This window comes from Streptomyces sp. 17_S59 (assembly GCF_056930295.1).
Genome location: NZ_JBXOWD010000001.1, coordinates 5,630,065 through 5,654,004 on the forward strand (window position 1 = coordinate 5,630,065; position 23,940 = coordinate 5,654,004).

Here is a 23,940-nt window from a genome sequence, read left to right on the forward strand (position 1 = left end):
CGGTCTGCACAGCCTCCGTCCCAGACCGCGAAATGGGAGAAAATGATATGCAGGTCGAGGATCGCGGACCGGAAATCGTGCTCACAATGGGTCGAGAAGAATTCTTTCTCGTGCAGTCGCTCATGAGTGAGGCGCTCGAGACCGGAGATGACCGAGATTTTGATACGCGCGTAGGGGCCACCAAGGATGAGGTGCGAACTCTGCTTCGGGGTCTGCCTGACCTGCCGCTGAACCCTGGACGTCAGCACTGCTAAGAGGGTGTCTCACGTGGTGAGTTTCGCGAGTTTCTTGTAGCAGGTGAGGGCTGCGGCACGAGGCCCAGGAAGGCGAGGAAGTAGCTGCCCTTGCGTTCATAGCGGACGGTGAGAGGGCGGTAGCCGAACAGCCAGGCGATCGATCTCTCGATCTTCCAGCGGTGCCGGCCGAGCCGCTCCCCGGACTCGATGCCCGGGCGCGCGATGCGCGGGATGAGTCCTCGTGAGCGGAGCCAGGCGAGGTGTTCGGCGGAGAAGTACGCCTTGTCGGCGCGGACCTTGACCGGTCGCCGTCGTCGTGGCCCGCGCCGGGAGCGTACGGAGGGGATGCCCAGGAGCAGCGGCTTGAACGCCAGGCTGTCGTGCAGGTTCGCGCCGGAGACCGCGACGGCCAGCGGGATGCCCTGGGCTTCGGACAGCACATGCAGCTTGCTGCCCCTCTTGCCGCGATCGACCGGGTGCGGTCCGGTCAGCGAGCCCCCCTTTTCGCGCGGACGGACGCTGCGTCGGTGATCGCGGAGGTCCAGTCCAGCTCGCCCCTGGCACCGAGTTCGTCCAGGATGGCCTGGTGCAGTCGGCGCCACAGGCCGGCCTTGGTCCACGCCGTGAACCGGCGATGTGCGGTGGCAGGCGAGGTACCGAACGTCGGCGGCAGGTGACGCCAGGCGCAACCGCTGGTCAGGACGTACACCACCGCTGTGAACACCTTCCGGTCTGCCACCGGCACCGTCCCGCCACCTTGCCGTCTGGGCCGGAACGGTGGTATCAGCGGCCCAGCTATCTTCCACAGTCCGTCGGGGACAAGTTCCCGCGCAAGATCCACAGCCATAGCGGACGATCATGCCCCGAGTGGCGGCTGTGGCCCGTGCCCGGGGCAGCGCAGGGAATTGCAGTTGGTCATCGACTCCCACGACTTCTAACCTGCTCAAATGATCGAAGATGGCCCCGCGGTACGCGTGGGAGACCCCAGACCGAGACCGGTCCACCTGCTCTTCTCCGAGCCGACCAGACCGTTCGGGGACGACCCCACACTCGACTTCCTCGTGAAAGCTCGCGGGCAATGGGTGAGCGTCGAAACCCTGGTGCGGACATGGGACGGCGACGGCCTCGACACCTTCCTCTCCTCGCTGGCCGAGGACTTCCGGGGCTGGGAAGGAGCGCGCGTCTGGCGCTCTCTGGAACACGACCTGACAATCTCGGCGGAACACCGCCCGGGCGGCTACGTCCACCTGACGTGGGGCATCCACGACCGGCCTCCGTCCGAGGAGTGGCACTTTGAGACCACCACCGTGCACGCAGCCGGCGAAGAGATGCGAAACCTCGCCGCCGAGATACACACGTTTTTCACGAGCATGGTCGAGTAGCTGCAGCACCACCACGTGAGACAGCCTCTAAGCTCTCCACTTCGCTCGAGCAGGGTAGACCCGTGATGACCGTCCTTGAGAAAGGGGACGGGAGAGGAAAATGAGGAAGAGATTGTGAGCAAGGGTGGAGCGTCCATACCGGACGAGGAGTGGGAACGCTTCCTGAGGGAGGCCGAGGCGGGCACGTCCGGGGCGCCGAAGGAGCCTTCGGCGCGGGCCCGGATGGTGACGGAGCGACTGCGCGGGGAGAGCGGCCAACCGCAGGGGTGGCGGACGTACTCACCGGCCCGGCGGCGTCGGCGCACAACCTGGTATGTGGTCGGGGTGCTGGTCGTGCTCGGACTGCTGCTCACAGCGGTCGCCCCGCAGCGCGTGGTGGGCTGGTTCGGTGGCGGGGGAAGTGACAATACGCCACTGGCCGCGGAGACGGACCGTCCCAACGGGCCGCCCGCGCAGGGGTTGGGCGAACTGCCCACCCTTGCAGATCCGTTCAGGGGTTCCCCCGCAGCGCAGTGGGCCAACGGGGCGGAGGGGGTGCATCTGCCGTTGGCGCAGGCGACCGGCTGGATGAGCCAGGAACAGGTCGCGCGGGCGCTCGCCCGGACGCAGGACTTCCTCACCGCAGCCAACCTGGATCCCGGCGTGCTGCGCGGGGAGCGGCCCGGGGAGGCGATCGCATTGATCAATCCGCACCAGCGTGATGTCCAGGACTACCTGGCGGCCGCGTTCCGTACGCCCGGCCGGGACAGTGACCCGCTGTTGCTGTTCAGCCGTTTCGCCCCGGCGAAGGCGCGGCTGGTCGGAGATATCGTCAAGACCCGGGGCCGGATCACCTACCGGGAGGGTCGGCGCGGCGCGCTTGAGGTGACGGCCGATGTCACCTATGTGTATCCGGTCGTACACGCCACGGCAGGCAGCGACGACGTCGCGCGGACCATCGTGCGCCGCGAACTCGTGATGAGCTGGGACGACCCCGCCAAGGTGGTCACCGAGCCGGGAACGTTCTCCCTTGTTTCCTACAAGTCGGACACGACCAACGGCGGCTGCGACAACACCACCGGCTACTTCATCCCCACCTTCAGCTCCGAGCACGCCTCGGGACAAGGAAGCGGCCAACGGGTCGACCCGTACGACCGGAGCAAGCCGATGGACACCCGCATGCAAGAAGGCGGCCAAGGCAAGTGCGGGACCGCCACCCGGTCCTGAGCCACATACAGCGAGCGTGCCCATCTGCGGATTTGCTGGGGGTTGCCTGTTGAGTCGGCACGGAGCGCAGTGCCGGTGTTGCCACCGGTCCGTTTCTCCGTACCGCTCGCCGAACCCGGCGTATCCGTCTCCTAGTACCGGGCTCTCCACGGATTCTGCCGTTCAGGCGTGGTTGAGGGTTGGAGATCGTGTTGCCTCTGTAGCAGTAGCGGGTGACCGTCACCGCCTGGAGGTCGAACAGTTCGATCCCGTCTACCGAGAGCCTCTGCCACCGTCCACTGCCGTCGGTGAAGCGTCGGTGGATGTCCGGCGCGATGCTTGTGACCCGATGCAGTCCAGCTCATGTGCGCGAGATGGCCGCTGCTTTCTGACTGGGCCTGTAGTAGGCGACGTGGACGGCGTTGCGCAGGTGCTCCGGCGAAGTGAGGGTCGGGCGAGGGCTATTCACCTCCCGTGCGTGCTCCGGAAGGGCCCATACGCGATTGCCCGCGTACTTGATGGGCGGTGGGGCAACGAACGACCAGCCCGCTGGGCAGACGATGACGCCGGGCATGTTGGTGAGCCGGTAGCTGGTGCCGAGGAGGAGCAGCCACCACATGGTGCGTTCCGTGCCGCTCATCAGGTAAGGGCCGATGTGGTGCTTCCGGGCCTTGAGGTGGGTGACGGCGGCAGTGGCGAGGGTGAAGTTGAGCTGGATCACGTCCCACTGCCGGCCCACGACGAGTTGGGTGCTTCGGCCGGACTGCCAGAAGCGGGTGGTGCTTGAGGGTCGGCGGCCGCCAGGGCGAGCCAGTGGGGTGTTGAGGCGTGAGTTGTCACTTGCTGCTCCTGTGGTCCAGTTCGGCCCAGACGACTGCTCCGTGTTTGGTGCGGTCGTGTCCGTAGCGGTCGGCGTTCGTGAGGCTGAGGAGGACGGCGCGGCGCGCCTGTTCGCTCAGGTCGGGAGGCAGGTCGACTTCGACGCGGGTCCGTTCGTGTGTCTCGTCGGTGCGTGGTGTGCTTCCGGTCGCTGCGGCGAACAGGGCGGCAAGTGCCTTGGCCTGGGCTTTCACGAGGCACACGGATCCCCCGGGTGAGCAATCGATCACCTTGCGTATTGCTAATGCATTAGAATCTACCTGATGCATTAGGTTGTCAACTCGCCGTAACCCCAGCCCTACGGGCAGCACGGAGAGGGCCCATGGCCGAACAACCGCCCTATATGCGCGTTGCTGATGACCTGCGCCGCCGGATCGCCGCGGGTGAGTGGTCCGTGGGGGAGCGGTTGCCGTCACGCGCTCAACTCGCCACCGCCTACGGCGTCGGCCCGAATGTGCTGCAGAAGGCCCAGGAACGGCTCATCGTCGAGGGGCTGTTGGAGGGGCGCGCCGGGTCCGGCACGTATGTGCGCAAGCCCCGCGAGCGGTTCCGGATGGTCCGCACCCGGCATCGGGAGCGGCGTGGTGACTCTCCCTTCCGCTCCGACATGCGGGAGCAGGGGCGGCTCGGCTCATGGGAATCCCACTCGGAGGCCCGCGTCCCGGCGCCCGTGCACATCGCGCAGCGGCTTGCCATCGAGCCCGGCGATCCGTGCGTGCGCACCCTCTACGAATTCCTGGGTGACGGCCAGCCCGTACAGCTCTCCGAGAGCTGGGAACCAATGGCCATCACCGGAGACACCCCGATCGTCCTGCCCGAACTCGGCCCGTTCGCCGGCATGGGAGTCGTCGAGCGCATGCGATCCATCGGTGTGGTCATCGAAACCGCCGTCGAGGTACCCCGCCCCGGTCGGGCCACCCAGGCGCAGGCGAACCTGCTGGGCATCAGCCTCGGTGACCTGGTCACCGAGATCGAGCGCACGTATTACGACACCGGCGGGCGTCCTGTCGAGACCGCGGACATCGTGGTCCCCGACGCCCGTTGGGAGATCGCCTACGAGATTCCGGTGGGCGATACGGGCAGCTGACGGGTTCGACTTGGGCTGCTGTCGCCTTGCCCCGCCCCGCCGCTTCCCCGCCGCCCCCTTCCGTACGATGGGGCCTCAATGCGGTTCAAGCCCTTGACGGGATCTCCCCCGGGCAGCGCAGCATAGAGTTCATATGTTGTACGAATGGCCGGGCTCCAGAGCTGTAGTCCGGCCCCCGGGCCCGGTGGTCGTGCCGGTCCGGCGAGGCGGGAGTGGATGGGCGTGGAGACTCCGGGGTCGCAGTCGTCGCTGCACCGGGCCAACCTCGAGCGGGTCGTGCGTGCCGTGCGCATGGCCGGGTCGCTCACCCAGGCGGAGATCGCCCGGTCCACGGGGCTCTCGGCGGCCACCGTCTCCAATATCGTCCGGGAGCTGAAGGACAGCGGGACCGTCGAGGTCACGCCTACCTCCTCCGGGGGGCGGCGGGCGCGGAGTGTGTCCTTGTCCGGGGATGCCGGGATTGTCGTCGGCGTTGATTTCGGGCATACGCACCTTCGCGTCGCCATCGGGAATCTTGCCCAGCGGGTCCTTGCCGAGGATGCGGAGCCGCTTGATGTCGATGCCTCCGCCGCGCAGGGGCTCGCGCGGGCCGAGCATCTGGTCAGCAGTCTGATCAAGATGGTGGGGATCAGCCCTGACAAGATCATTGGTGTGGGGCTGGGCGTGCCCGGGCCCATCGACGTGGAGTCCGGCGTGCTCGGCTCCACCTCGATCCTGCCTGGTTGGACCGGCACCAACCCCCGTGACGAGCTGGCCGCCCGCCTTGGCGTGCCCGTCCACGTCGACAACGACGCCAATCTTGGTGCACTCGGTGAGCTGGTCTGGGGTGCGGGGCGCGGTGCTGCCGATCTCGCCTACATCAAGGTCGCCAGCGGCGTCGGCGCCGGGCTGGTGATCAACGGGCAGATCTACCGCGGGCCCGGCGGCACCGCCGGCGAGATCGGGCATATCACCCTCGACGAGTCCGGGCCCGTCTGCCGCTGCGGCAACCGCGGGTGCCTGGAGACCTTCACCGCCGCCCGGTACGTCCTGCCGCTGCTCCATTCGGCCCACGGCACCGACCTGACCGTCGAGCGGATGGTGCAGCTCGCCAAGGACGGCGATCCTGGGTGCCGGCGCGTCATCTCCGATGTCGGGCGGCATATCGGGAGTGGTGTGGCGAACCTGTGCAATCTGCTCAATCCCAGCCGTGTCGTCCTCGGCGGCGACCTCGCCGACTGCGGCGAGCTGGTGCTGGCGCCCATCCGGGAATCCGTCTCGCGCTACGCGATCCCCAGCGCCGCACGGCAGTTGCAGGTCGTACCCGGTGCGCTCGGCGGCCGGGCCGAGGTGCTGGGCGCGCTGGCGCTCGTCCTCAGTGAGATGGGTGACGCGACCCTGCTGGACGAGTCCGGGCACGCTCACATGTCCACGGGCGTAATGGGTGTAACGGGCGTAACGGGCGGCTGAGCGCGCGCCCCTGTTACGGTCCTTGCGTTCATGGTTATAACGAATGGCATCGTTGCCATCTCGTTAAGAATTTACTTCTTGACGGTTCCTTGGCGGCCGAGTTGACTTCCAGCCACCTCGGCCGCAACGACGCGGCCACGTCAGGGAGGTATTGCACATGAATTCTCATCTGCGTCGTACGGCCGTTGCCGTTGCTGCCGTTTCCATGGCTCTCGGACTCGCCGCCTGTGGCAAGGCCAAGGAGTCCGGCGACAGTGGCTCCAAGAAGGAGAGCAAGGGCTCGCTGACCATCGGGCTGCTCCTGCCGGAGAACCAGACCGCTCGGTACGAGCGCTTCGACAAGCCGCTGATCGAAAAGAAGATCAAGGAACTCGCGGGCACGGACGTCACCGTCCTCTACGAGAACGCGAAGCAGGACGCCTCCGTCCAGCAGCAGCAGGTCGACACCATGATCACCAAGAAGGTCGACGCGCTGATCGTCGACGCGGTGGACGCGAAGTCGATAGCGAGTTCGGTGAAGAAGGCGACCGACAAGGGCATTCCCGTGGTCGCCTACGACCGGCTCGCCGAGGGCCCGGTCAAGGCCTACACCTCCGTCGACAACGAGCGCGTCGGCAAGATCCAGGGCGAATCGCTGCTCAAGGAGCTGGGCGACAACGCCGAAAAGGGTCAGATCGTGATGATGAACGGCGCGATCACCGACCCCAACGCCAAGATGTACAAGGACGGCGCCCACTCCGTACTCGACGGCAAGGTCAAGATCGGCAAGGAGTACGACACCAAGGAGTGGAAGCCGGAGAACGCCAACGAGAACATGAAGGGCGCCATTTCCGCGCTCGGCAAGGACAACATCGTCGGCGTCTACTCCGCCAACGACGGCATGGCCGGCGGCATCATCACCGCCCTCAAGAGCGCCGGCTTCGACAAGCTGCCCCCGGTCACCGGCCAGGACGCCGAGCTGTCGGCCGTCCAGCGCATCCTCTCCGATGAGCAGTTCATGAGCGTCTACAAGCCCTACAAGCCCGAGGCCGACGCCGCCGCCGAGCTGGCCGTCGCCCTGGCCAAGGGCAAGAGCGTCGACTCGGTCGCCAAGAGCACCGTCGACAGCGGCTCCCAGAAGAAGATCCCCTCGATCATCGTCACCCCCTTCGCACTGACCAAGGCCGACATCGGCCAGTACGTGGGCAAGGAGGGCTTCTTCACCCTGGACGAGATCTGCACCGACAAGTACAAGGCGCAGTGCGACCAGGCCGGGCTGAAGTAACCGGACCGGACCGGACTGAAGCAAGCCCTTAGGTTGCCGCCCCCCCCCGGGCGGTGAAGGAGATGATTCACGTGACCGCTGCGCCCGTGCTGGCGTTGCGCGGAATCTCCAAGCGGTTCGGTGCCGTCCAGGCGCTCACCGACGTGGAGCTGGAGATCCACCCCGGCGAGGTGGTCGCCCTGGTCGGCGACAACGGCGCCGGCAAGTCCACCCTGGTCAAGACGATCGCGGGCGTCGGCCCGGCCGACGAGGGCGTCATCGAGTGGGAGGGCAAGGCCGTCACCCTCGACCGGCCGCACACCGCCCAGGAGCTGGGCATCGCGACCGTCTACCAGGACCTCGCCCTCTGCGACAACCTCGACGTCGTCGGCAACCTCTTCCTCGGCCGGGAGATCGTCCGGGCCGGGGTGCTGGACGAGGTCGAGATGGAGCGCCGCTCCCGCGAGCTGCTCTCCACCCTCTCCATCCGCATCCCCAGTGTGCGGATCCCCATCGCCTCGCTCTCCGGCGGGCAGCGGCAGACCGTCGCCATCGCCCGCTCGCTGCTCGGCGACCCCAAGGTCGTCATTCTCGACGAGCCCACCGCGGCGCTGGGCGTCGAGCAGACCGCCCAGGTCCTCGACCTCGTCGAGCGGCTGCGCGAGCGCGGCCTGGGCGTCATCCTCATCAGCCACAACATGGCCGATGTGAAGGCCGTCGCCGACCGGGTCGCGGTGCTGCGCCTCGGCCGCAACAACGGCACCTTCGACGTGAAGACGACCTCGCAGGAAGAGATCATCTCCGCCATCACCGGTGCCACGGACAACGCCGTGACGCGCCGCAAGGCGCGCACCACCGCGGAGGACGCCAAGTGACCACCGACCTCTCCAAGGACTCCACCGAGGAGCCTCAGGACACCCCGCCCCCCGCCGGGGCCGCCGTCACCGCCGTCGACCCGCGCCTGCTGGTCCGCGAGAAGGGCTTCGCCGGCTACTGGGACGAGTTCCGCCGCAAGATGCGCAGCGGCGAGCTGGGCTCGCTGCCGGTGGTCGTCGGGCTGATCGTCATCGGCCTGGTCTTCCAGCTGAAGGACTCCGCCTTCCTGGGCGCCGAGAACCTCTCCAACCTCTTCGTCACCGCCGCCGGCACCGGTCTGATCGCGGTCGGCATCGTCTTCGTGCTGATTCTCGGCGAGATCGACCTGTCGGTGGGCTCGGTGAGCGGCCTGGCCTCCGCGGTGTTCGCGGTGCTCAACGTCAACCACGGCATGCCGGAGTGGCAGGCGTTCGTCCTGGCGCTCCTCTCCGGGGCCCTGGTCGGCGCGCTGCACGGCTTCTTCTTCGCCCGCATCGGTGTGCCCGCCTTCGTCGTCACCCTGGCGGGCCTGCTGGGCTGGAACGGCCTGATGCTGGAGGTGCTCGGCTCCAACGGCACCATCAACCTGGACGACTCCGGGCTGGTCGCCGGCCTGACCAACCACTACTTCGACGACGTCTCCGCCGCGTACGGGCTGGCCACGCTGAGCGTCGTGGCGTTCTTCCTGGTCTCCTGGCGCGACAGCAAGCGGCGCGAGGCGGCCGGGGTGCCCAGCCGCCCGCTCAGCGAGATCGTCCTGCGGACCGCCGCGCTCGCGGTGCCCGCCTATGTGGTGGCGTGGCTGTTCAACGAGTACAAGGGCCTGCCGCTGGCCGTGGTGATCTTCCTCGGGGTGGTGGTCGCGCTGGACTTCGTGCTGCGCCGCACCTCCTACGGGCGGAAGGTCTTCGCTCTGGGCGGCAGCGTCGAGGCGGCCCGCCGCGCCGGCATCAACGTCGCGGCGGTCCGGATCTCGGTCTTCGCGCTGTCCGGCACGATGGCCGCGCTGGGCGGGATGTTCCTCGCCTCGCAGATCAACGCCGCCAACCAGTCCTCCGGCGCCGGCAGCCTGCTGATGAACGCCATCGCGGCGGCCGTCATCGGCGGCACCAGCCTCTTCGGCGGCCGGGGCAGCACCTGGTCCGCGCTGCTGGGCGTGCTGGTGATCCAGTCCATCGCCTCGGGCATGGCCCTGCTGGGCATCGCCTCGGCCGTCCAGTACATGATCACGGGCGCGGTGCTGCTGGCCGCGGTGGTGATCGACTCGGTGTCCCGCCGGACGCAGAAGACGGCGGGGCGTGCGTAAGCGGGCCGTGCGTAAGACGGCGGGGCGTGCGTAGGCGCACGCGTACGCACCTGCCGGTGGGCCCGGACCGTTTCGGTCCGGGCCCACTGCCGTGCTCAATATGAGGGGCTCAGCTCACGTCGACCGCCGTGTCGTCGATGACGAAGTCCGTGGCCAGGGACGAGTCCTCGGTGCCGGTGAACTTGAGGGTCACCGTCTGCCCGGCGAGCGCGGACAGGTCGTAGGACTTCTTCGCGTAGCCGGTGTTGGCGTCGAGGTTGGACCAGCCGGCCAGGGTGCTCGAACCCGCCTGGAGGGTGAGCTTGTCATAGGCGGTGCCGCCCGACTCCTTGGTGCCGATGTGCAGCCAGAAGCTCAGCGTGGCGTGGCAGTTCGCCGGGATCGTCACCGTCTGCGCGAGGGTGTCGGTGTGGCTGCTGCCGTAGCCGTCGAGCCATGCCTTCCACGAGCCGGAGTGCGCGGGCTGCGAGGAGCTGTTGTCGATCACGCCGGAGGTCGCGGTCCAGGGGCTCGCGGTGCCGGTCTCGAAGCCGGGGTTGCCGAGCAGCTGGGCGGGCTGGCAGGTGCCACCGGGCCCGTTGACGGTCCAGGTGAAGGAGGCGCTGCCGCTCGCCTTGGTGGCGTCCTGGGCGGTCACGGTGACGTTCGCGGTGCCCGCGGCGGTGGGCGTGCCGCTGATGAGGCCGGTCGAGGCGTTGATCGCGAGCCCGGCGGGCAGCCCGGTGGCGCTGTACGTCAGCGACTGGGCGGTGTCTGAGTCGGTGGCCTTGATCTGCAGCGACACGGCGTTGCCGGCCGTCGAGGTCTGGTCGCCGGGGCTCGTCACCGTGACGGTGTTGCCGCCGGTGGAGCCGGACGCGAAGGCGGCCGTGCCGTTGGGGGTGCCCAGGCCGGTCGGCCCGTCGTAGCCCGCGCCCGCCGTGCACAGGTAGGCGGGGCTGCAGCTGCCGTTGGCGCCGCTGGTGACGTCGTTGAGCGCCGACGCGTGGGCATACGGGTACGAGGCCGGGGTGCTGCCCGCGGCGGGGGTGCCGGCGAGGGCGTACACGCCCGCGATGATCGGGGCCGAGGCGCTGGTGCCGCCGTACACGTTCCAGCCGCTTGCCTGGTAGCTGTTGTAGACGGCGACGCCGGTGGCCGGGTCGGCGACGGCCGAGACGTCGGCGACGGTGCGCTTGGCGCAGCCCGTGTCGGTCTGCCAGGAGGGCTTGGCGTCGTAGGCGGAGCAGCCGGAGCCCGCGCCCTGGCCGCCCGCGCTGGTGCCCCACACCTTCTCGCTCCAGCCGCGGCTGTTGCTCGCACGGCTGAGGGAGGTGCCGCCCACGGCGGTCACGAACCGGGAGGCGGCCGGGTACTCCACGCCGTAGCCGCTGTCGCCGGAGCTGACGGTGATCGCGACGCCGGGGTGGTCGAAGTAGGCCGAGTCGGAGGTGGGGTCGGTGCTGTCCTCGCTGCCGCCGTAGCTGTTGGAGACGTACTTCGCGCCCATGGCCACGGCCCGGTTCACGGCCGCGCCCAGGTCCGCCATGCTCGCGCTGTTCGCCTCTACCAGCAGGATGTGGCACTGCGGGCAGACGGCGCTGACCATGTCGACGTCGAGGGCTATCTCCCCGGCCCAACCGGCGTCGGCGGTGGGGTAGTTGGTTCCGCCGTTCTGGTCGGCCTTCCGGAAGCAGCCGTTGGCCGTGGTGCACGCGGGCAGGCCGTACTGGGCGCGGTAAGTGGCCAGATCCTGCTCGGCGTTGGGGTTGTCGTACGCGTCCACGATCGCCACCGTGGCGCCGGCCCCCGCGTTCGACGGCAGGGCGTAGGCGCTGCGCAGGTCGGTGGGGCCGTAGCCGGAGGGCGCGGCGTCCGGGGTGATGCCCAGGTGCTGGCGGACGTCGGTGCGGGCCAGGGCCTGGCAGGCCATCCGGCCGGGTGCGGTGGGGCGGGAGCAGAGCCGCTGGGCCTGGGTGCCGCCGGGGGACGCGGCGGCGGAGTGCGGGGCCGGGCCGGGGGCCGCGGTGGCGGCGGGGGCGGCGGCGATCAGGCCGCCGGTGACGAGCGCGGCGAGGGACAGCAGGCCGGTGGAGGCGCGGCCGAGGGGCCGTCTGGAGTGGAAGGATCTCTTCTTCTGCACGGAAGTGCCCTCCATGGGGGGTCGGGAATGCCCGTGAGCGGGCAGGCCGAGGCAATGGCGCGTGCATGACAAGATCGGCCTCGGAAAAGTGCCACCCCGGTGGGTGGTGGCAGTGAATCGAACGTAGCGACGCCCGCTCCCAAGGGACAAGCGCCTTATGGCAAAGGCTTGTTATCGGTCACGGGGGCCGACCGGACCTGGTCCGGGCCTGGTCCGGACCTGGGCGGGAAATCGCCCGCGCCCGTACCCGGAGCTGATCACGGCCGTATAGCGTGTACCGCCATGGAGCCGGACGAGGGAGCCGTGGCCGACCTGGTGGCGCTCGGGCTGTCCCGCTACGAGGCCCGCGTCTACCACGCCCTGGTCAGGCGCGAGTCCTTCACGGCGGCCCAGGTGGCCCGCGAGGCCCGGGTGCCCCGCCAGCGGGTCTACGACGTCCTGGACGCGCTCGTCCGGGGCGGGCTGGCCGTCGCCCACGGGGGCAGGGTGGCCACCTTCTCCGCCACCGCCCCCGAGCCCGCCCTGGCCAGGCTGCTGGCCCGCCGCCGGGAGTCCCTGGAACGGCTGGAGCGCGTCTCGGAGGGACTGGCCGCCGCCCTGCTGCCGCTCTGGGCCGACGGCCGCTCGCACACCGACCCGCTGGACTACATCGAGGTGCTCCGCGAGCCCGGCGCCATCGCCGAGCGGTTCGCCGACATCCAGACCCAGGCCGCCCGCGAGCTGCTCACCTTCTGCCGGCCCCCCTTCGTCGCCCCCACCGACAACGCCGAGGGCATCCGGGCCGCCCGCCGCATCAGCCGCGCCGGCGGCACCGTGCGCGCCCTCTACACCCGGGAGGTGCTCGACGACCCGGAGCTGCGGGCGAGCGCCCTGCGCTTCGGCCAGGCGGGGGAGGAGGCGCGCTGCACGGACGAGCTGCCGCTCAAGCTGGTGATCGCCGACGCCTCGCTCGTCCTGTGCGACATGCCCGACCCCATGGCGGGCACCATGGCGGGCACCGCCTCCACCACCGCCCTCTACATCGAGCACCCGGCGCTCGCGGCCTGTCTGCGACTGGCCTTTCGTACGGTTTGGGACCTCGCTACGCCGATCGCGTGACATAGGTCGCATCACCCGTTCACCGCCACTGCGAGCGGAACATTAGACTCGACGGATCTACAGGCCCGAGACGGCTCGACAAGCCCGACAGCTCGATGAAGGAGGCACGGGTGGCGCTGCTGACCCGCATCAGGGGACCGCGCGATCTGGACCGGCTGAGCACGGAGCAGCTCGACCGGCTGGCCGCGGAGATCCGCACCTTCCTCGTCGACGCCGTCTCCAAGACCGGCGGCCACCTCGGGCCGAACCTCGGCGTGGTCGAGCTGACCATCGCGATGCACCGGGTCTTCGACTCGCCCAAGGACAAGGTGCTCTTCGACACCGGGCACCAGGCGTACGTCCACAAGCTGCTCACCGGCCGCCAGGACTTCTCGCAGCTGCGTGCCAAGGACGGCCTGTCCGGCTACCCGTCCCGGGCGGAGTCCCCGCACGACGTGATCGAGAACAGCCACGCCTCGACCGTCCTGGGCTGGGCCGACGGCCTCGCCAAGGCCAACCAGGTGCTCGGCCGGAAGGACCACGTCGTCGCCGTCATCGGCGACGGTGCGCTCACCGGCGGCATGGCCTGGGAGGCGCTGAACAACATCGCCGCCGCCAAGGACCGCCCGCTCGTCATCGTCGTCAACGACAACGAGCGCTCCTACGCGCCCACCATCGGCGGCCTCGCCAACCACCTCGCCACCCTGCGCACCACCGACGGCTACGAGCGCTTCCTGGCCCGCGGCAAGGACCTGCTCGAGCGCACCCCGGTCGTCGGCAGGCCGCTCTACGAGACGCTGCACGGCGCCAAGAAGGGCCTGAAGGACTTCATCGCCCCGCAGGGCATGTTCGAGGACCTCGGCCTGAAGTACGTCGGCCCCATCGACGGCCACGACATCGAGGCCCTGGAGTCCGCGCTCCAGCGCGCCAAGCGCTTCAACGGCCCCGTGCTCGTCCACTGCCTCACCCAGAAGGGCCGCGGCTACAAGCACGCCGAGCAGAACGAGGCCGACCGCTTCCACGGCATCGGCGCCATCCACCCCGACACGGGCCTGCCGGTCGCCTCCGGCGGCGCCAGCTGGACCTCGGTCTTCGCCGACGAGATGGTCGAGCTGGGCCGGGAGCGCGAGGACATCGTCGCCATCACGGCCGCGATGATGCAGCCCGTCGGCCTGGGCAAGTTCGCCAAGGCCTTCCCCGAGCGCGTCTACGACGTCGGCATCGCCGAGCAGCACGCCGCCACCTCGGCCGCCGGGCTGGCCACGGGCGGTCTGCACCCGGTCTTCGCCGTCTACGCCACCTTCCTCAACCGCGCCTTCGACCAGGTGCTGATGGACGTGGCCCTGCACAAGTGCGGCGTCACCTTCGTCCTCGACCGGGCCGGTGTGACCGGCGACGACGGCGCCTCGCACAACGGCATGTGGGACATGTCGATCCTCCAGGTCGTCCCGGGCCTGCGGATCGCCGCCCCGCGCGACGCCGACCAGGTCCGCGCCCAGCTGCGCGAGGCCGTCGAGGTCAAGGACGCGCCCACCGTCGTGCGCTACTCCAAGGGCACCGTCGGCCCGGCCGTCGAGGCCGTCGGCCGGATCGGCGGCATGGACGTGCTGCGCAAGCCCGCCGAGGGCACCGTCCGGCCGGACGTGCTCATCGTCTCCGTGGGCGCCCTCGCCCCGATGTGCCTGGAGATCGCCGGCCTCCTGGACAAGCAGGGCATCTCCTCGACCGTCGTGGACCCCCGCTGGGTCAAGCCGGTCGACGAGGCGCTGCCCGGCCTCGCCGCCGGGCACCGCGTCGTCGTCACCGTCGAGGACAACGGCCGCGTGGGCGGCGTCGGCTGCGCCGTCGCCCAGGCCCTGCGCGACGCCGGCGTCGACCTGCCGCTGCGCGACTTCGGCATCCCGCAGCAGTTCCTCGACCACGCCTCCCGCAAGGAGATCATGGCCGAGATCGGGCTCACCGCCCCGGACATCGCCCGTCAGGTCACCGGACTGGTCGCCAAGCTGGACGGCCGCTTCGAGGAGCGGGTCGAGACGACCGAGGCCGTGGAGGCCGTGGAGGTCGCTGAGCCTGCCGGGGCGGCCGGGGCCACGAATTCCACCGAGCCTGCCGAGGCCGTCCGCGACTGACGCGGACTCGGGAGCGCACCTCCGCACCACGCAGGGGCCGGCCGTCGATCATCCGTTTCCGGGTGGTCCGGTCGGCCCTTCCGCATGGGGTGTCACTGCCCTCCATCGGGTGAATCCTGGTCCGGGGCGGCTGTGCCCGACAGGGCACGGCCCGTGTCATCGCGGACACTCGCTCAGTTCAGGGGGAACGAGCGACGCCGAACAGGTGGAGGTGAGCCGATGACCACAGAGCAACCCGTCCGGAGCGGCCGCGGCAAGAGCGGACTGTTCCGGACCAAGTCGGTTGAGCAGTCCATTCAGGACACGGAGGAACCGGAGCACTCGCTCAAGAAAGCCCTCTCCGCGCTCGACCTCACCGTGTTCGGGGTCGGTGTCATCATCGGCACCGGCATCTTCGTCCTCACCGGAAAGGTGGCCAAGGACAACGCCGGCCCGTCGGTGGCGCTGGCCTTCGTCCTCGCGGGCGTGGTGTGCGGGCTGGCGGCGCTCTGCTACGCCGAGTTCGCCTCCACCGTGCCGGTGGCCGGGTCCGCGTACACCTTCTCGTACGCCTCGCTCGGCGAGCTGCCCGCGTGGATCATCGGCTGGGACCTCGTGCTGGAGCTGGCGCTGGGCTGCGCCGTCGTCGCCGTCGGCTGGTCCGGCTACATCCGCTCGCTCATGGACAACGCCGGCCTGCACCTGCCGGCAGGGCTCACCGGACCGCAGCACGGCCACTTCGGCTTCGACATCCTCGCCTGTGCGCTCGTCGTGCTGCTCACCGGCATCCTCGTCGCCGGAATAAAGCTTTCTTCGCGGGTCACGGCCGTCATCGTCGCGGTGAAGGTCACCGTCGTGCTGATCGTCATCATCGTGGGCGCCTTCTTCATCAGCGGCGCCAACTACGCCCCCTTCATCCCGCACGCGCAGAGCACCAAGGGCGGCAGCGGGCTCTCCGCGCCGCTCATCCAGCTGATCTTCGGCTTCACGCCCTCCAACTTCGGTGTCATGGGCATCTTCACTGCGGCCGCCGTGGTCTTCTTCGCCTTCATCGGCTTCGACATCGTCGCCACCGCCGCCGAGGAGACCCGCAATCCCCAGCGCGACATCCCCCGGGGCATCCTCGGCTCGCTGGCCATCTGCACCCTCCTCTACGTGGCCGTGTCGGTCGTCGTCACCGGCATGGAGAAGTACACGATGCTCTCCAAGGACGCGCCCCTGGCCGACGCCTTCAAGAGCCAGGGCCACCCGTTCTGGGCCGGGCTCATCAGCTTCGGCGCGGTCGTCGGGCTCACCTCCGTCTGCATGATCCTGCTGCTCGGGCAGAGCCGGGTGTTCTTCGCGATGAGCCGCGACGGGCTGCTGCCGCGGTTCTTCTCCGTCGTCCACCCGCGCTTCGGCACGCCCTACCGCTCGACGTTCCTGCTGGGGGGCGTCGTCGCGATCGTGGCGGGCTTCACCTCGATCGACGTGCTGGCCGAACTCGTCAACATCGGCACGCTGTTCGCCTTCGTGGTCGTCGCGCTCGGCGTGATCATCCTGCGCCGGACGCGGCCCGACCTGCCGCGGGCCTTCCGCACGCCGTTCGTGCCCACCGTCCCCGTGCTGTCCGTCGCCGCCTCGCTGTGGCTGATGCTCAACCTGCCCGCGGAGACCTGGGCGCGGTTCGGCGCCTGGATGTGCCTGGGCGTCGTCGTCTACTTCGTCTACGGGCGCAGGAACAGCCGGGTGAGCGCGGCCCACCGGAACCCGCCGCCCATGGTCTGACCCTCAGGGGGCGTCCGACGGGGCCGCGCCCGGTACGGCTCACGGCCGTACCGAGCGCGGCCCCGTCACCTCGGCGCCCAGCGCCGCCACCCGCCCGCGCAGCTCCCGGTCCGCGGTGACCACCACACAGCGCCGCCCGGGAGTCCGCGCGGCCACCACCGCGACCACATGGTCGTCCCCGCTGCCCGCGGCCGTCTCCACCCGCACCCCGGGCACCGACCCGGCCCCGCGTGCGGCCCCCTCCACCACGAGAACGATCTCCAGCGGCCCCGGCAGCCGCGGCTCGACGGCGCCCTCCGGCAGCCCGTCCGCCGCGTACGCCACCAGCCGGTCGCGCAGCCGTTCGGCCGCGCCCAGGCGGTCGCGCCACCATCCGTCGGGCACCGAGCCGACGACATTCGCGGCATCCACGACAAGCAGCGCGTCATCCATGCCCACAGCCTTGCACGCCCCCCGGTTCGCCGTGTTCGTCGCGTTCACCGCCGTCCGGCAGACCGCGCTGACCAGGCGCAATGTTATTGTCGAGAGTCAACAAAGAGCCGGTGGGTCGAGCCGGCGCACACGTTCCGAGAGAGGCTGGCGCGAGTCATGGCAGTGCGGACGTCCACCCCCACCACCGGCTGGTTGCTGAGGGGCAAGGACGGCCGGCTGACGGCCTACGCACCCGTCGCGGGCGGCCTCCTCCGCTGGACCGAGACCCGCCCCGGCGGCCCGGAGTGGACGGGCCCCGAGCACATGGACGTGCCCGGCCTGGAGCCCTACCTCTCCATAACCCAGGGCGCCGAGGGCTACATCAGCGTGGCCGGCCTGCGCCGCCGCGCCCACGACGACGGCCGCGCCGAGACCGACGTCGTCTACTCCACGCAGTTCCAGTCGGGCCGCGCCATGACGGTCTGGCGGTCGGTCGGCACCCCCTACGGCCAGGACTGGCAGCGGGCGGACCAGATCGGCGTCCCCACGGCGGTCCGCGACAGCGTCGGCCTCCACCTCTTCGTGCGCAACGCCGGCGGCGGGGTCTGCGGGCGCCGCCAGGACGTCCGCGGCATCTGGGGCCCGTGGACGGACATGAAGGGCAGCCACCTCCTCGACACCGTCTCGGCCGCAGCGACCGCCGACGGCCGCGTCGAACTCCTGGGCCCCGCCGGCGAGTACGTCCTGCGCTGGCGCCAGGACGAGCCCGGCGGCCCGCTGCGCCGGGTCCTCAACACCCCGGCCAAGCCGCTGGCCGGCTCCGCGGCCTCGGTCGCGACCGGCGACGGCCGCGTCACCCACTTCTGGCGGGACGCCACCGACTCCGTCCTCCAGACCCAGTGCCCCGACGCCCCCACCGGCCCCGGCAGCCAGGAAGGCGCCGAGGCCGCCGCCCCGGTGGCCCTGCCCTCCCTGGGCGGCGACGGCGCGGGCCCGGTGGCCGCGCTCCGCACCACGCTGGACGGCCACACCACCACGGTCCTCGCCCAGCGGTTGGCCAACGGCCTGCCCGCTGTGGCGGCTTACCCCGACGGCTCGCCGGACGCGGCCGACGCGGCCTGGTCGGAGACGGGCGAGGAGTGCGTGGGCGCCCCGGCCCTGGCCCTGGACGCCCACGACCGCGTGGTCCTGGCCGTCATCGGCACGGACGGCTCCCTGCGCGTCGCCCGGCAGCGGACGGATCAGCCGGGGCTGGCGCTGGGGGGCTGGGAGCGGGCCTGACGGCGCCGCTTCAGGGGCCGCCCGGTCCGCGGCCGGAGCGGAGCGGGATCTTCTTGAGGAAGAGCGCGCACACCAGGCCCGCGATGGTGACTGGCAGGGCGGTGAGGAAGACCGTGGACAGGGAGTCGGCGTACGCCGAGGTGTAGGCGTCCCGCGCGGCTTCCGGCAGCCGTTGCACGGCTTCGGGGCCTATGGACGTGCCGTGGCTGAGCTTCGCCGTGCGGTCGGCGAGCCCGTGGTTGAGGATCGCGCCGAAGACCGAGGCGCCGATCGACGTGCCGAGCATCCTGGCGAAGGTGACGGTCGAGGTGGCCGGGCCGATGTCGTGCACCTGCACCGCGCTCTGCGCGGCGACGATCGTCACCTGCTGGGAAAGGCCGGCCCCCAGGCCGAGAACGGCCATGAAGACGGAGGCGACGGCCAGGCCGGTGCCGTCCGTCATCGTCGACAGCAGATACAGGGCGAGGGCGGACACGGCCATGCTCGCGGCCGGATACCACTTGTACTGGCCCGTCCTGGCCATGAAGTGGCCGGTGGTCATGGTGGCCAGGAGCATTCCGGCGGTCATCGGGAGCATCAGCAGACCGGCGTTCTGCGGGCTGGTTCCCGTGACCATCTGCAGGTAGAGCGCCAGGTAGTTCAGTGCGCCGATGGAGATGAACCCGCCGACGAACGCCACGATGTTGGAGATGGTGAAGGTGGAGTTGCCGAACATGCGGAGCGGGACGACCGGTTCGGCGGCCCGGTGCTCCGCCGCGTACCAGAGCAGCCCCAGGGCGAGTGCGGCGACGGCCAGGCTGATGACGACGGCGGAGCCCCACGCGTACTTGGTGCCCGCCCAGTTGGTGAGCAGTACGAGGCAGCCCACCGTGCCGCCGAGGGTGAAGATGCCCGCGTAGTCGACGCGCGGGGTCGCCCGGCGTTCCGGCAGCTTCAGAAAGGCGATCACCATCACCAGCGCGATCGCGCCGACCGGCATGTTGACGTAGAAGGTCCATCGCCATCCGAGGTGGTCGGTGATCAGACCGCCCAGCAGCGGACCGCTGACGCCGGAGACGGCGAACGTGCCCGCGGCGTAGCTCTGGTAGCGGGCTCCTTCGCGGGGGCTGAACAGATCGCCCAGGATCGCAAAGATCGAAACGGTGAGCCCTCCGCCGCCGACGCCCTGCACGGCACGGAAGGCGATGAGCCGGCTCATCGACCCGGCTGCACCGCACAGCGCGGAGCCGAGGAGGAAGGTCGCGATGGCGAAGACGAAGACCCGCTTGCGGCCGAAGAGATCGCCGAGCTTCCCGTAGAGCGGCGTGGCCACGCTGAACGTCAGCAGATAGGCGGTGCCGACCCAGGCGAACTGCTCGACGCCGCCGAGATCGCCGCTGATGGTCGGCATGGCCGTGGCCACGATCTGTGTGTCCAGGGTGCCCAGCAGCATGGCGAGCATCAGACCGGCGAAGACCGGAACCGCCTGTCTGTGGGGCAGCGGTAACGGAGTCGGCTCGGCTGCTCCAGCGGTGGGCACCGACCGGGTGCGCGGCATGGCATCCCCTCCTTTGCGACGGGCGCGGTGCACGCCCGGGGCTTGTCAACCTAGGGCGACAAGCGAGCCTGCGTCAACCTTGGATGACAAGCCTTCGGTCGCCTTGACAGGCGGAGTTCATGTCATCTTGGGTTGACGTCATGGACGAGGCGGAAGTGAATCGACTGGTCGCGCTCGCGACGGCGGACGACCTTCACGAAGGGCTGGCCGCGGTACGCACGCTGCGCCGGCTCGTCGAGGAGATGGAGGCGCACCAGGTCGACCGCGCGCGCGAGCGCGGCTGGGCCTGGGCGGACATCGCCGAGCCGCTCGGCATCTCGCGCCAGGCCGCGCACAAGAAGCACACACGGCGGCACGCGAAGTGACGGACGCTCCGCCGTGCGGAAACGCCGAAGGGCCGTGCGGAAGACTCGAACGAGTCCTTCCGCACGGCCCTCAGCGGAACCGTGCCTCGGCGGTTACGCCGGGACGCTCGCCATGCCCACCGGCAGGAAGCGGCGGCCTGCGGCGCGCTCCGAGATGCCCTCGCGGTCCAGGTACGGCGTGATGCCGCCCAGGTGGAAGGGCCAGCCCGCGCCCGTGATCAGGCAGAGGTCGATGTCCTGGGCCTCGGCGACGACGCCCTCGTCCAGCATCAGGCCGATCTCCTGCGCGACCGCCTCCAGGACGCGCTCGCGGACCTGCTCCTCCGTCAGGACCGAGTCGCCCTGCGTCATCAGCGCGAGCACCTCGGGGTCCAGCTCCGGCTTGCCGGAGTCGTACACGTAGAAGCCGCGCTTGCCGGCCTTGACCACCGCGGCCAGGTTCGGCGAGACCTTGAAGCGGTCGGGGAAGGCGGCGGCCAGCGTCTCGGAGACGTGCAGGCCGATGGCCGGGCCGACCAGCTCCAGCAGCACCAGCGGCGACATCGGCAGGCCGAGCGGCTCGACGGCCTTCTCGGCCACCGCGACCGGGGTGCCCTCGTCGATGACGTTCTGGATCTCGCCCATGAAGCGGGTCAGGATGCGGTTGACGACGAACGCCGGGGCGTCCTTCACCAGCACCGCGGTCTTCTTCAGCTTCTTGGCGACGCCGAAGGCCGTGGCCAGCGCGGCGTCGTCGGTGCGCTCACCGCGGACGATCTCCAGCAGCGGCAGGATCGCGACCGGGTTGAAGAAGTGGAAGCCGACGACCCGCTCGGGGTGCTGCAGCTTCGACGCCATCTCGGTGACCGAGAGGGAGGAGGTGTTGGTCGCCAGGATCGTGTGCTCGGGCACGACGGCCTCGAGCTCGGCGAACACCTGCTGCTTGACGCCCATCTCCTCGAAGACGGCCTCGATGACGAAGTCCGCGTCGCCGAAGGCGGCGGCCTTGTCCAGCGAGCCGGTGACCGCGGCCTTGAGGCGGTTGGCCTTGTCCTGGTTGATGCGGCCCTTGAGGAGCAGCTTGTCGATCTCGTCGTGGACGTACTTCACGCCCTTGTCCACGCGCTCCTGGTCGATGTCGGTCAGGACGACCGGCACCTCCAGGCGGCGGAGGAACAGCAGCGCCAGCTGAGAGGCCATCAGGCCGGCGCCGACGACGCCCACCTTGTTGACCGGGCGGGCCAGCGACTTGTCCGGGGCGCCGGCGGGGCGCTTGCCGCGCTTCTGCACCAGGTTGAAGGAGTAGACGCCACTGCGCAGCTCGTCGCCCATGATCAGGTCGGCGAGGGCGCGGTCCTCGGCCTCGAAGCCCTGGCGCAGGTCGCCGTTCTTGGCCGCGGCGATGATGTCCAGCGCGCGGTACGCGGCCGGGGCGGCGCCGTGCACCTTGGAGTCGGCGATCGCGCGGCCGCGCTCGACGGCACGGTCCCAGGCCTCGCCGCGGTCCACCTCGGCCCGGACGACCTCGGTCTCGCCCTTCAGGACGGAGGCCGTCCAGATCAGGGACTGCTCCAGGAAGTCCGCGCCTTCGAAGATCGCGTCGGCGATCCCGAGGTCGAAGACCTGCTTGCCCTTGAGCTGCCGGTTCTGGTTGAGGGAGTTCTCGACGACGACCGAGACCGCGCGGTCCGCGCCGATGATGTTCGGCAGCAGGGTGCAGCCGCCCCAGCCGGGCACCAGGCCCAGGAAGACCTCGGGCAGCGAGAAGGCCGGGATGGCCTTGGACACCGTGCGGTAGGTGCAGTGCAGGCCGACCTCGACGCCGCCGCCCATCGCGGCGCCGTTGTAGTACGCGAAGGTCGGGACCGCCAGGGCCGCCAGGCGCTTGAAGACGTCGTGGCCGCCCTTGCCGATGGCCAGCGCGTCCTCGTGGCGCTTGAGCAGCTCGATGCCCTTGAGGTCGGCGCCGACGGCGAAGATGAACGGCTTGCCGGTGATGCCGACGCCGACGATCCCGCCCGCCTCGGCCTCCGCCTCGACCTGGTCGATCGCCGTGTTGAGGTTGGCGAGGGACTGCGGGCCGAAGGTGGTCGGCTTGGTGTGGTCCAGGCCGTTGTCCAGCGTGATGAGGGCGAAGCGGCCCGCGCCGGCCGGGAGGTCGAGGTGGCGGACGTGCGCCTGGGTGACGACCTCGTCGGGGAAGAGCTCTGCGGCGCCCTTCAAAAGCTCAGCGGTGGTGCTCACTTGCTGCCTCCGTCGAAGTGCGGGTTCTCCCAGATGACCGTGCCGCCCATGCCGAAGCCGACGCACATGGTGGTGATGCCGTAGCGGACGTGCGGCTGCTCCTCGAACTGCCGGGCCAGCTGCGTCATCAGGCGGACGCCGGAGGAGGCCAGCGGGTGGCCGAAGGCGATGGCGCCGCCGTACTGGTTGACGCGCGGGTCGTCGTCGGCGATGCCGTAGTGGTCCAGGAGCGAGAGGACCTGGACGGCGAAGGCCTCGTTGATCTCGAAGAGGCCGATGTCGCCGATCGTCAGACCGGCCTTGGCCAGCGCCTTCTCGGTCGCCGGGACGGGGCCGATGCCCATGACCTCGGGCTCGACGCCCGCGAAGGCGTAGGAGACCAGGCGCATCTTGACCGGCAGGCCCAGCTCGCGGGCCACGTCCTCGGCGGCGATGAGCGAGGCGGTGGCGCCGTCGTTGAGACCGGCCGCGTTGCCCGCGGTGACCCGGCCGTGCGGACGGAACGGGGTCTTGAGGTTCGCCAGGTTCTCCAGCGTGGTGCCCGGGCGCATCGGCTCGTCGGCGGTGGCCAGGCCCCAGCCGGTCTCGCCGCCCTCGGGGGAGGTGCGGCGGATGGAGATCGGCACCAGGTCGGCCTGGATCTTGCCGTCGGCGTAGGCCTTGGCGGCCTTCTCCTGGCTGCGCACCGCGTACTCGTCGGCGCGCTGCTTGGTGATGTGCGGCAGGCGGTCGTGGAGGTTCTCCGCGGTCATGCCCATGAACAGGGCGGACTCGTCGACCAGCTTCTCCGACACGAAGCGCGGGTTGGGGTCCACGCCCTCGCCCATGGGGTGGCGGCCCATGTGCTCGACGCCGCCCGCGATGGCGAGGTCGTACGCACCCAGGGCGACGCCGCCCGACACGGCGGTCACGGCGGTCATCGCGCCGGCGCACATGCGGTCGACGGAGTAGCCCGGCACGGACTGGGGGAGGCCCGCGAGGATGCCGGCGGTGCGGCCCAGGGTCAGGCCCTGGTCGCCGATCTGCGTGGTCGCGGCGAGGGCGACCTCGTCGATGCGGGCCGGGTCCAGGTCCGGGTTGCGGCGCAGCAGTTCCCGGATGCACTTGACGACCAGGTCGTCGGCGCGGGTCTCGTGGTAGATGCCCTTCGGGCCCGCCTTGCCGAACGGGGTGCGGACGCCGTCGACGAAAACGACGTCCCTAGCGGTACGAGGCACGTTGGCTCTCCTCCAGGTGCGGATCGCTGCGCGCGGGCATGCCGAGACGGCTCCGCCGCGGTGCGGGCTGACACCCGTCATGCTACTTGCGGGTAACCACGCTGCCCAGCCCCCTCCGGGAGCGGCGAAGGTCACATGCGGAAGAACCTCTTCGGGCCCGGACCCCGCCGGTGGCGGGACCCGGGCCCGAAGAGGTTCCGGAGAAAGGTT

19 protein-coding genes and 1 pseudogene are annotated in these 23,940 nt (G+C 70.2%); 12 read left to right on the top strand and 8 right to left on the bottom strand.

Annotated features, from left to right (window positions below):
- Window positions 1-263: 263 nt before the first annotated feature.
- A pseudogene (locus AC1Z4A_RS25570) lies at window positions 264-1,083 on the bottom strand (IS5 family transposase).
- A 100-nt stretch (window positions 1,084-1,183) separates the two neighbouring features.
- Between AC1Z4A_RS25570 and AC1Z4A_RS25575 the strand changes: the two are divergent.
- Both AC1Z4A_RS25575 and AC1Z4A_RS25580 read left to right on the top strand, forming a co-directional pair.
- Window positions 1,184-1,618 carry a DUF6228 family protein gene (locus AC1Z4A_RS25575; protein WP_483682206.1) on the top strand — a complete coding sequence of 145 codons (435 nt, stop codon included), beginning with the start codon at window positions 1,184-1,186 and terminating at the stop codon, window positions 1,616-1,618.
- 114 nt (window positions 1,619-1,732) lie between these two features.
- On the top strand, window positions 1,733-2,824 hold the full coding sequence (locus tag AC1Z4A_RS25580; protein ID WP_483682207.1) for a hypothetical protein: 1,092 nt from the start codon (window positions 1,733-1,735) through the stop codon (window positions 2,822-2,824).
- Window positions 2,825-3,164: 340 nt separating this feature from the next.
- Here the strand turns inward: AC1Z4A_RS25580 and AC1Z4A_RS25585 are convergent, their stop codons facing one another.
- Both AC1Z4A_RS25585 and AC1Z4A_RS25590 read right to left on the bottom strand, forming a co-directional pair.
- Entirely contained in the window at window positions 3,165-3,542 is a 378-nt protein-coding gene (locus AC1Z4A_RS25585) for a hypothetical protein (protein WP_483682208.1), read from the bottom strand.
- A 97-nt stretch (window positions 3,543-3,639) separates the two neighbouring features.
- Window positions 3,640-3,885: a hypothetical protein gene (locus AC1Z4A_RS25590; RefSeq protein WP_483682209.1), complete on the bottom strand. Its 246-nt coding sequence runs from the start codon at window positions 3,883-3,885 to the stop codon at window positions 3,640-3,642.
- A gap of 119 nt (window positions 3,886-4,004) precedes the next feature.
- Here AC1Z4A_RS25590 and AC1Z4A_RS25595 point away from each other — a divergent pair, with 119 nt between their 5' ends.
- The 5 genes from AC1Z4A_RS25595 to AC1Z4A_RS25615 all read left to right on the top strand — a co-directional run bounded on the left by AC1Z4A_RS25595 (window position 4,005) and on the right by AC1Z4A_RS25615 (window position 9,622).
- The gene (locus AC1Z4A_RS25595) at window positions 4,005-4,769 is read left to right on the top strand and encodes a GntR family transcriptional regulator (RefSeq protein ID WP_483682210.1); all 765 of its coding nucleotides are present in this window, start codon (window positions 4,005-4,007) and stop codon (window positions 4,767-4,769) included.
- A 222-nt stretch (window positions 4,770-4,991) separates the two neighbouring features.
- Window positions 4,992-6,218: an ROK family transcriptional regulator gene (locus tag AC1Z4A_RS25600; RefSeq protein WP_483683725.1), complete on the top strand. Its 1,227-nt coding sequence runs from the start codon at window positions 4,992-4,994 to the stop codon at window positions 6,216-6,218.
- Window positions 6,219-6,375: 157 nt separating this feature from the next.
- Complete coding sequence (locus AC1Z4A_RS25605) at window positions 6,376-7,482, top strand: substrate-binding domain-containing protein (protein WP_483682211.1); 1,107 nt, start codon at window positions 6,376-6,378, stop codon at window positions 7,480-7,482.
- Window positions 7,483-7,544: 62 nt separating this feature from the next.
- Window positions 7,545-8,336: an ATP-binding cassette domain-containing protein gene (locus AC1Z4A_RS25610; protein ID WP_483682212.1), complete on the top strand. Its 792-nt coding sequence runs from the start codon at window positions 7,545-7,547 to the stop codon at window positions 8,334-8,336.
- Window positions 8,333-9,622 (top strand): sugar ABC transporter permease, encoded by a 1,290-nt coding sequence (locus AC1Z4A_RS25615; protein WP_483682213.1) that lies wholly within the window; start codon window positions 8,333-8,335, stop codon window positions 9,620-9,622. Before AC1Z4A_RS25610 ends, AC1Z4A_RS25615 begins: the two co-directional genes overlap by 4 nt.
- A 109-nt stretch (window positions 9,623-9,731) precedes the next feature.
- Here AC1Z4A_RS25615 and AC1Z4A_RS25620 read toward each other — a convergent pair whose 3' ends face one another.
- Window positions 9,732-11,744 carry a putative Ig domain-containing protein gene (locus AC1Z4A_RS25620; protein ID WP_483682214.1) on the bottom strand — a complete coding sequence of 671 codons (2,013 nt, stop codon included), beginning with the start codon at window positions 11,742-11,744 and terminating at the stop codon, window positions 9,732-9,734.
- Window positions 11,745-12,026: 282 nt separating this feature from the next.
- On the opposite strand from AC1Z4A_RS25620, the gene AC1Z4A_RS25625 reads away from it, so the two are divergent.
- The 3 genes from AC1Z4A_RS25625 (at window position 12,027) to AC1Z4A_RS25635 (ending at window position 16,696) form a co-directional block, all read left to right on the top strand.
- The gene (locus tag AC1Z4A_RS25625; RefSeq protein ID WP_483682215.1) at window positions 12,027-12,842 is read left to right on the top strand and encodes a TrmB family transcriptional regulator; all 816 of its coding nucleotides are present in this window, start codon (window positions 12,027-12,029) and stop codon (window positions 12,840-12,842) included.
- Between the two features lie 95 nt (window positions 12,843-12,937).
- Window positions 12,938-14,950 (top strand): 1-deoxy-D-xylulose-5-phosphate synthase, encoded by a 2,013-nt coding sequence (gene dxs, locus AC1Z4A_RS25630; protein WP_483682216.1) that lies wholly within the window; start codon window positions 12,938-12,940, stop codon window positions 14,948-14,950.
- 219 nt (window positions 14,951-15,169) lie between these two features.
- Window positions 15,170-16,696, top strand: a complete 1,527-nt coding sequence (locus tag AC1Z4A_RS25635; protein WP_483682217.1) for an amino acid permease — start codon at window positions 15,170-15,172, stop codon at window positions 16,694-16,696.
- A gap of 39 nt (window positions 16,697-16,735) precedes the next feature.
- On the opposite strand, the gene AC1Z4A_RS25640 is transcribed toward AC1Z4A_RS25635, so the two are convergent.
- Window positions 16,736-17,128, bottom strand: coding sequence for a PIN domain-containing protein (locus AC1Z4A_RS25640; RefSeq protein WP_483682218.1), 393 nt, complete (start codon window positions 17,126-17,128; stop codon window positions 16,736-16,738).
- Window positions 17,129-17,284: 156 nt separating this feature from the next.
- Between AC1Z4A_RS25640 and AC1Z4A_RS25645 the strand changes: the two genes are divergently transcribed.
- Window positions 17,285-18,388, top strand: a complete 1,104-nt coding sequence (locus tag AC1Z4A_RS25645) for a PLL family lectin (protein ID WP_483682219.1) — start codon at window positions 17,285-17,287, stop codon at window positions 18,386-18,388.
- 10 nt (window positions 18,389-18,398) lie between these two features.
- Here the strand turns inward: AC1Z4A_RS25645 and AC1Z4A_RS25650 are convergent, their stop codons facing one another.
- Complete coding sequence (locus AC1Z4A_RS25650) at window positions 18,399-19,925, bottom strand: MDR family MFS transporter (RefSeq protein WP_483682220.1); 1,527 nt, start codon at window positions 19,923-19,925, stop codon at window positions 18,399-18,401.
- A 119-nt stretch (window positions 19,926-20,044) separates the two neighbouring features.
- On the opposite strand from AC1Z4A_RS25650, the gene AC1Z4A_RS25655 reads away from it, so the two are divergent.
- Window positions 20,045-20,290: a helix-turn-helix domain-containing protein gene (locus AC1Z4A_RS25655; protein WP_483682221.1), complete on the top strand. Its 246-nt coding sequence runs from the start codon at window positions 20,045-20,047 to the stop codon at window positions 20,288-20,290.
- A gap of 93 nt (window positions 20,291-20,383) precedes the next feature.
- On the opposite strand, the gene AC1Z4A_RS25660 is transcribed toward AC1Z4A_RS25655, so the two are convergent.
- Window positions 20,384-22,513, bottom strand: coding sequence for a 3-hydroxyacyl-CoA dehydrogenase NAD-binding domain-containing protein (locus AC1Z4A_RS25660; RefSeq protein ID WP_483682222.1), 2,130 nt, complete (start codon window positions 22,511-22,513; stop codon window positions 20,384-20,386).
- Window positions 22,510-23,730: a thiolase family protein gene (locus AC1Z4A_RS25665; protein WP_483682223.1), complete on the bottom strand. Its 1,221-nt coding sequence runs from the start codon at window positions 23,728-23,730 to the stop codon at window positions 22,510-22,512. The genes AC1Z4A_RS25660 and AC1Z4A_RS25665 overlap by 4 nt, the downstream gene beginning before the upstream one ends.
- Between the last annotated feature and the right edge of the window lie 210 nt (window positions 23,731-23,940).

What these genes read in the sequence shown, in the direction of transcription:
- AC1Z4A_RS25575 (WP_483682206.1), top strand. Translation starts at nt 1,184, where the DNA reads ATGATCGAAGATGGCCCCGCGGTACGCGTGGGAGACCCCAGACCGAGA.
- AC1Z4A_RS25595 (WP_483682210.1), top strand. Translation starts at nt 4,005, where the DNA reads ATGGCCGAACAACCGCCCTATATGCGCGTTGCTGATGACCTGCGCCGC.
- AC1Z4A_RS25605 (WP_483682211.1), top strand. Translation starts at nt 6,376, where the DNA reads ATGAATTCTCATCTGCGTCGTACGGCCGTTGCCGTTGCTGCCGTTTCC.
- AC1Z4A_RS25610 (WP_483682212.1), top strand. Translation starts at nt 7,545, where the DNA reads ATGATTCACGTGACCGCTGCGCCCGTGCTGGCGTTGCGCGGAATCTCC.
- AC1Z4A_RS25625 (WP_483682215.1), top strand. Translation starts at nt 12,027, where the DNA reads ATGGAGCCGGACGAGGGAGCCGTGGCCGACCTGGTGGCGCTCGGGCTG.
- dxs (WP_483682216.1), top strand. Translation starts at nt 12,938, where the DNA reads ATGAAGGAGGCACGGGTGGCGCTGCTGACCCGCATCAGGGGACCGCGC.
- AC1Z4A_RS25635 (WP_483682217.1), top strand. Translation starts at nt 15,170, where the DNA reads ATGACCACAGAGCAACCCGTCCGGAGCGGCCGCGGCAAGAGCGGACTG.
- AC1Z4A_RS25640 (WP_483682218.1), bottom strand. Translation starts at nt 17,128, where the DNA reads ATGGATGACGCGCTGCTTGTCGTGGATGCCGCGAATGTCGTCGGCTCG.
- AC1Z4A_RS25645 (WP_483682219.1), top strand. Translation starts at nt 17,285, where the DNA reads ATGGCAGTGCGGACGTCCACCCCCACCACCGGCTGGTTGCTGAGGGGC.
- AC1Z4A_RS25650 (WP_483682220.1), bottom strand. Translation starts at nt 19,925, where the DNA reads ATGCCGCGCACCCGGTCGGTGCCCACCGCTGGAGCAGCCGAGCCGACT.
- AC1Z4A_RS25655 (WP_483682221.1), top strand. Translation starts at nt 20,045, where the DNA reads ATGTCATCTTGGGTTGACGTCATGGACGAGGCGGAAGTGAATCGACTG.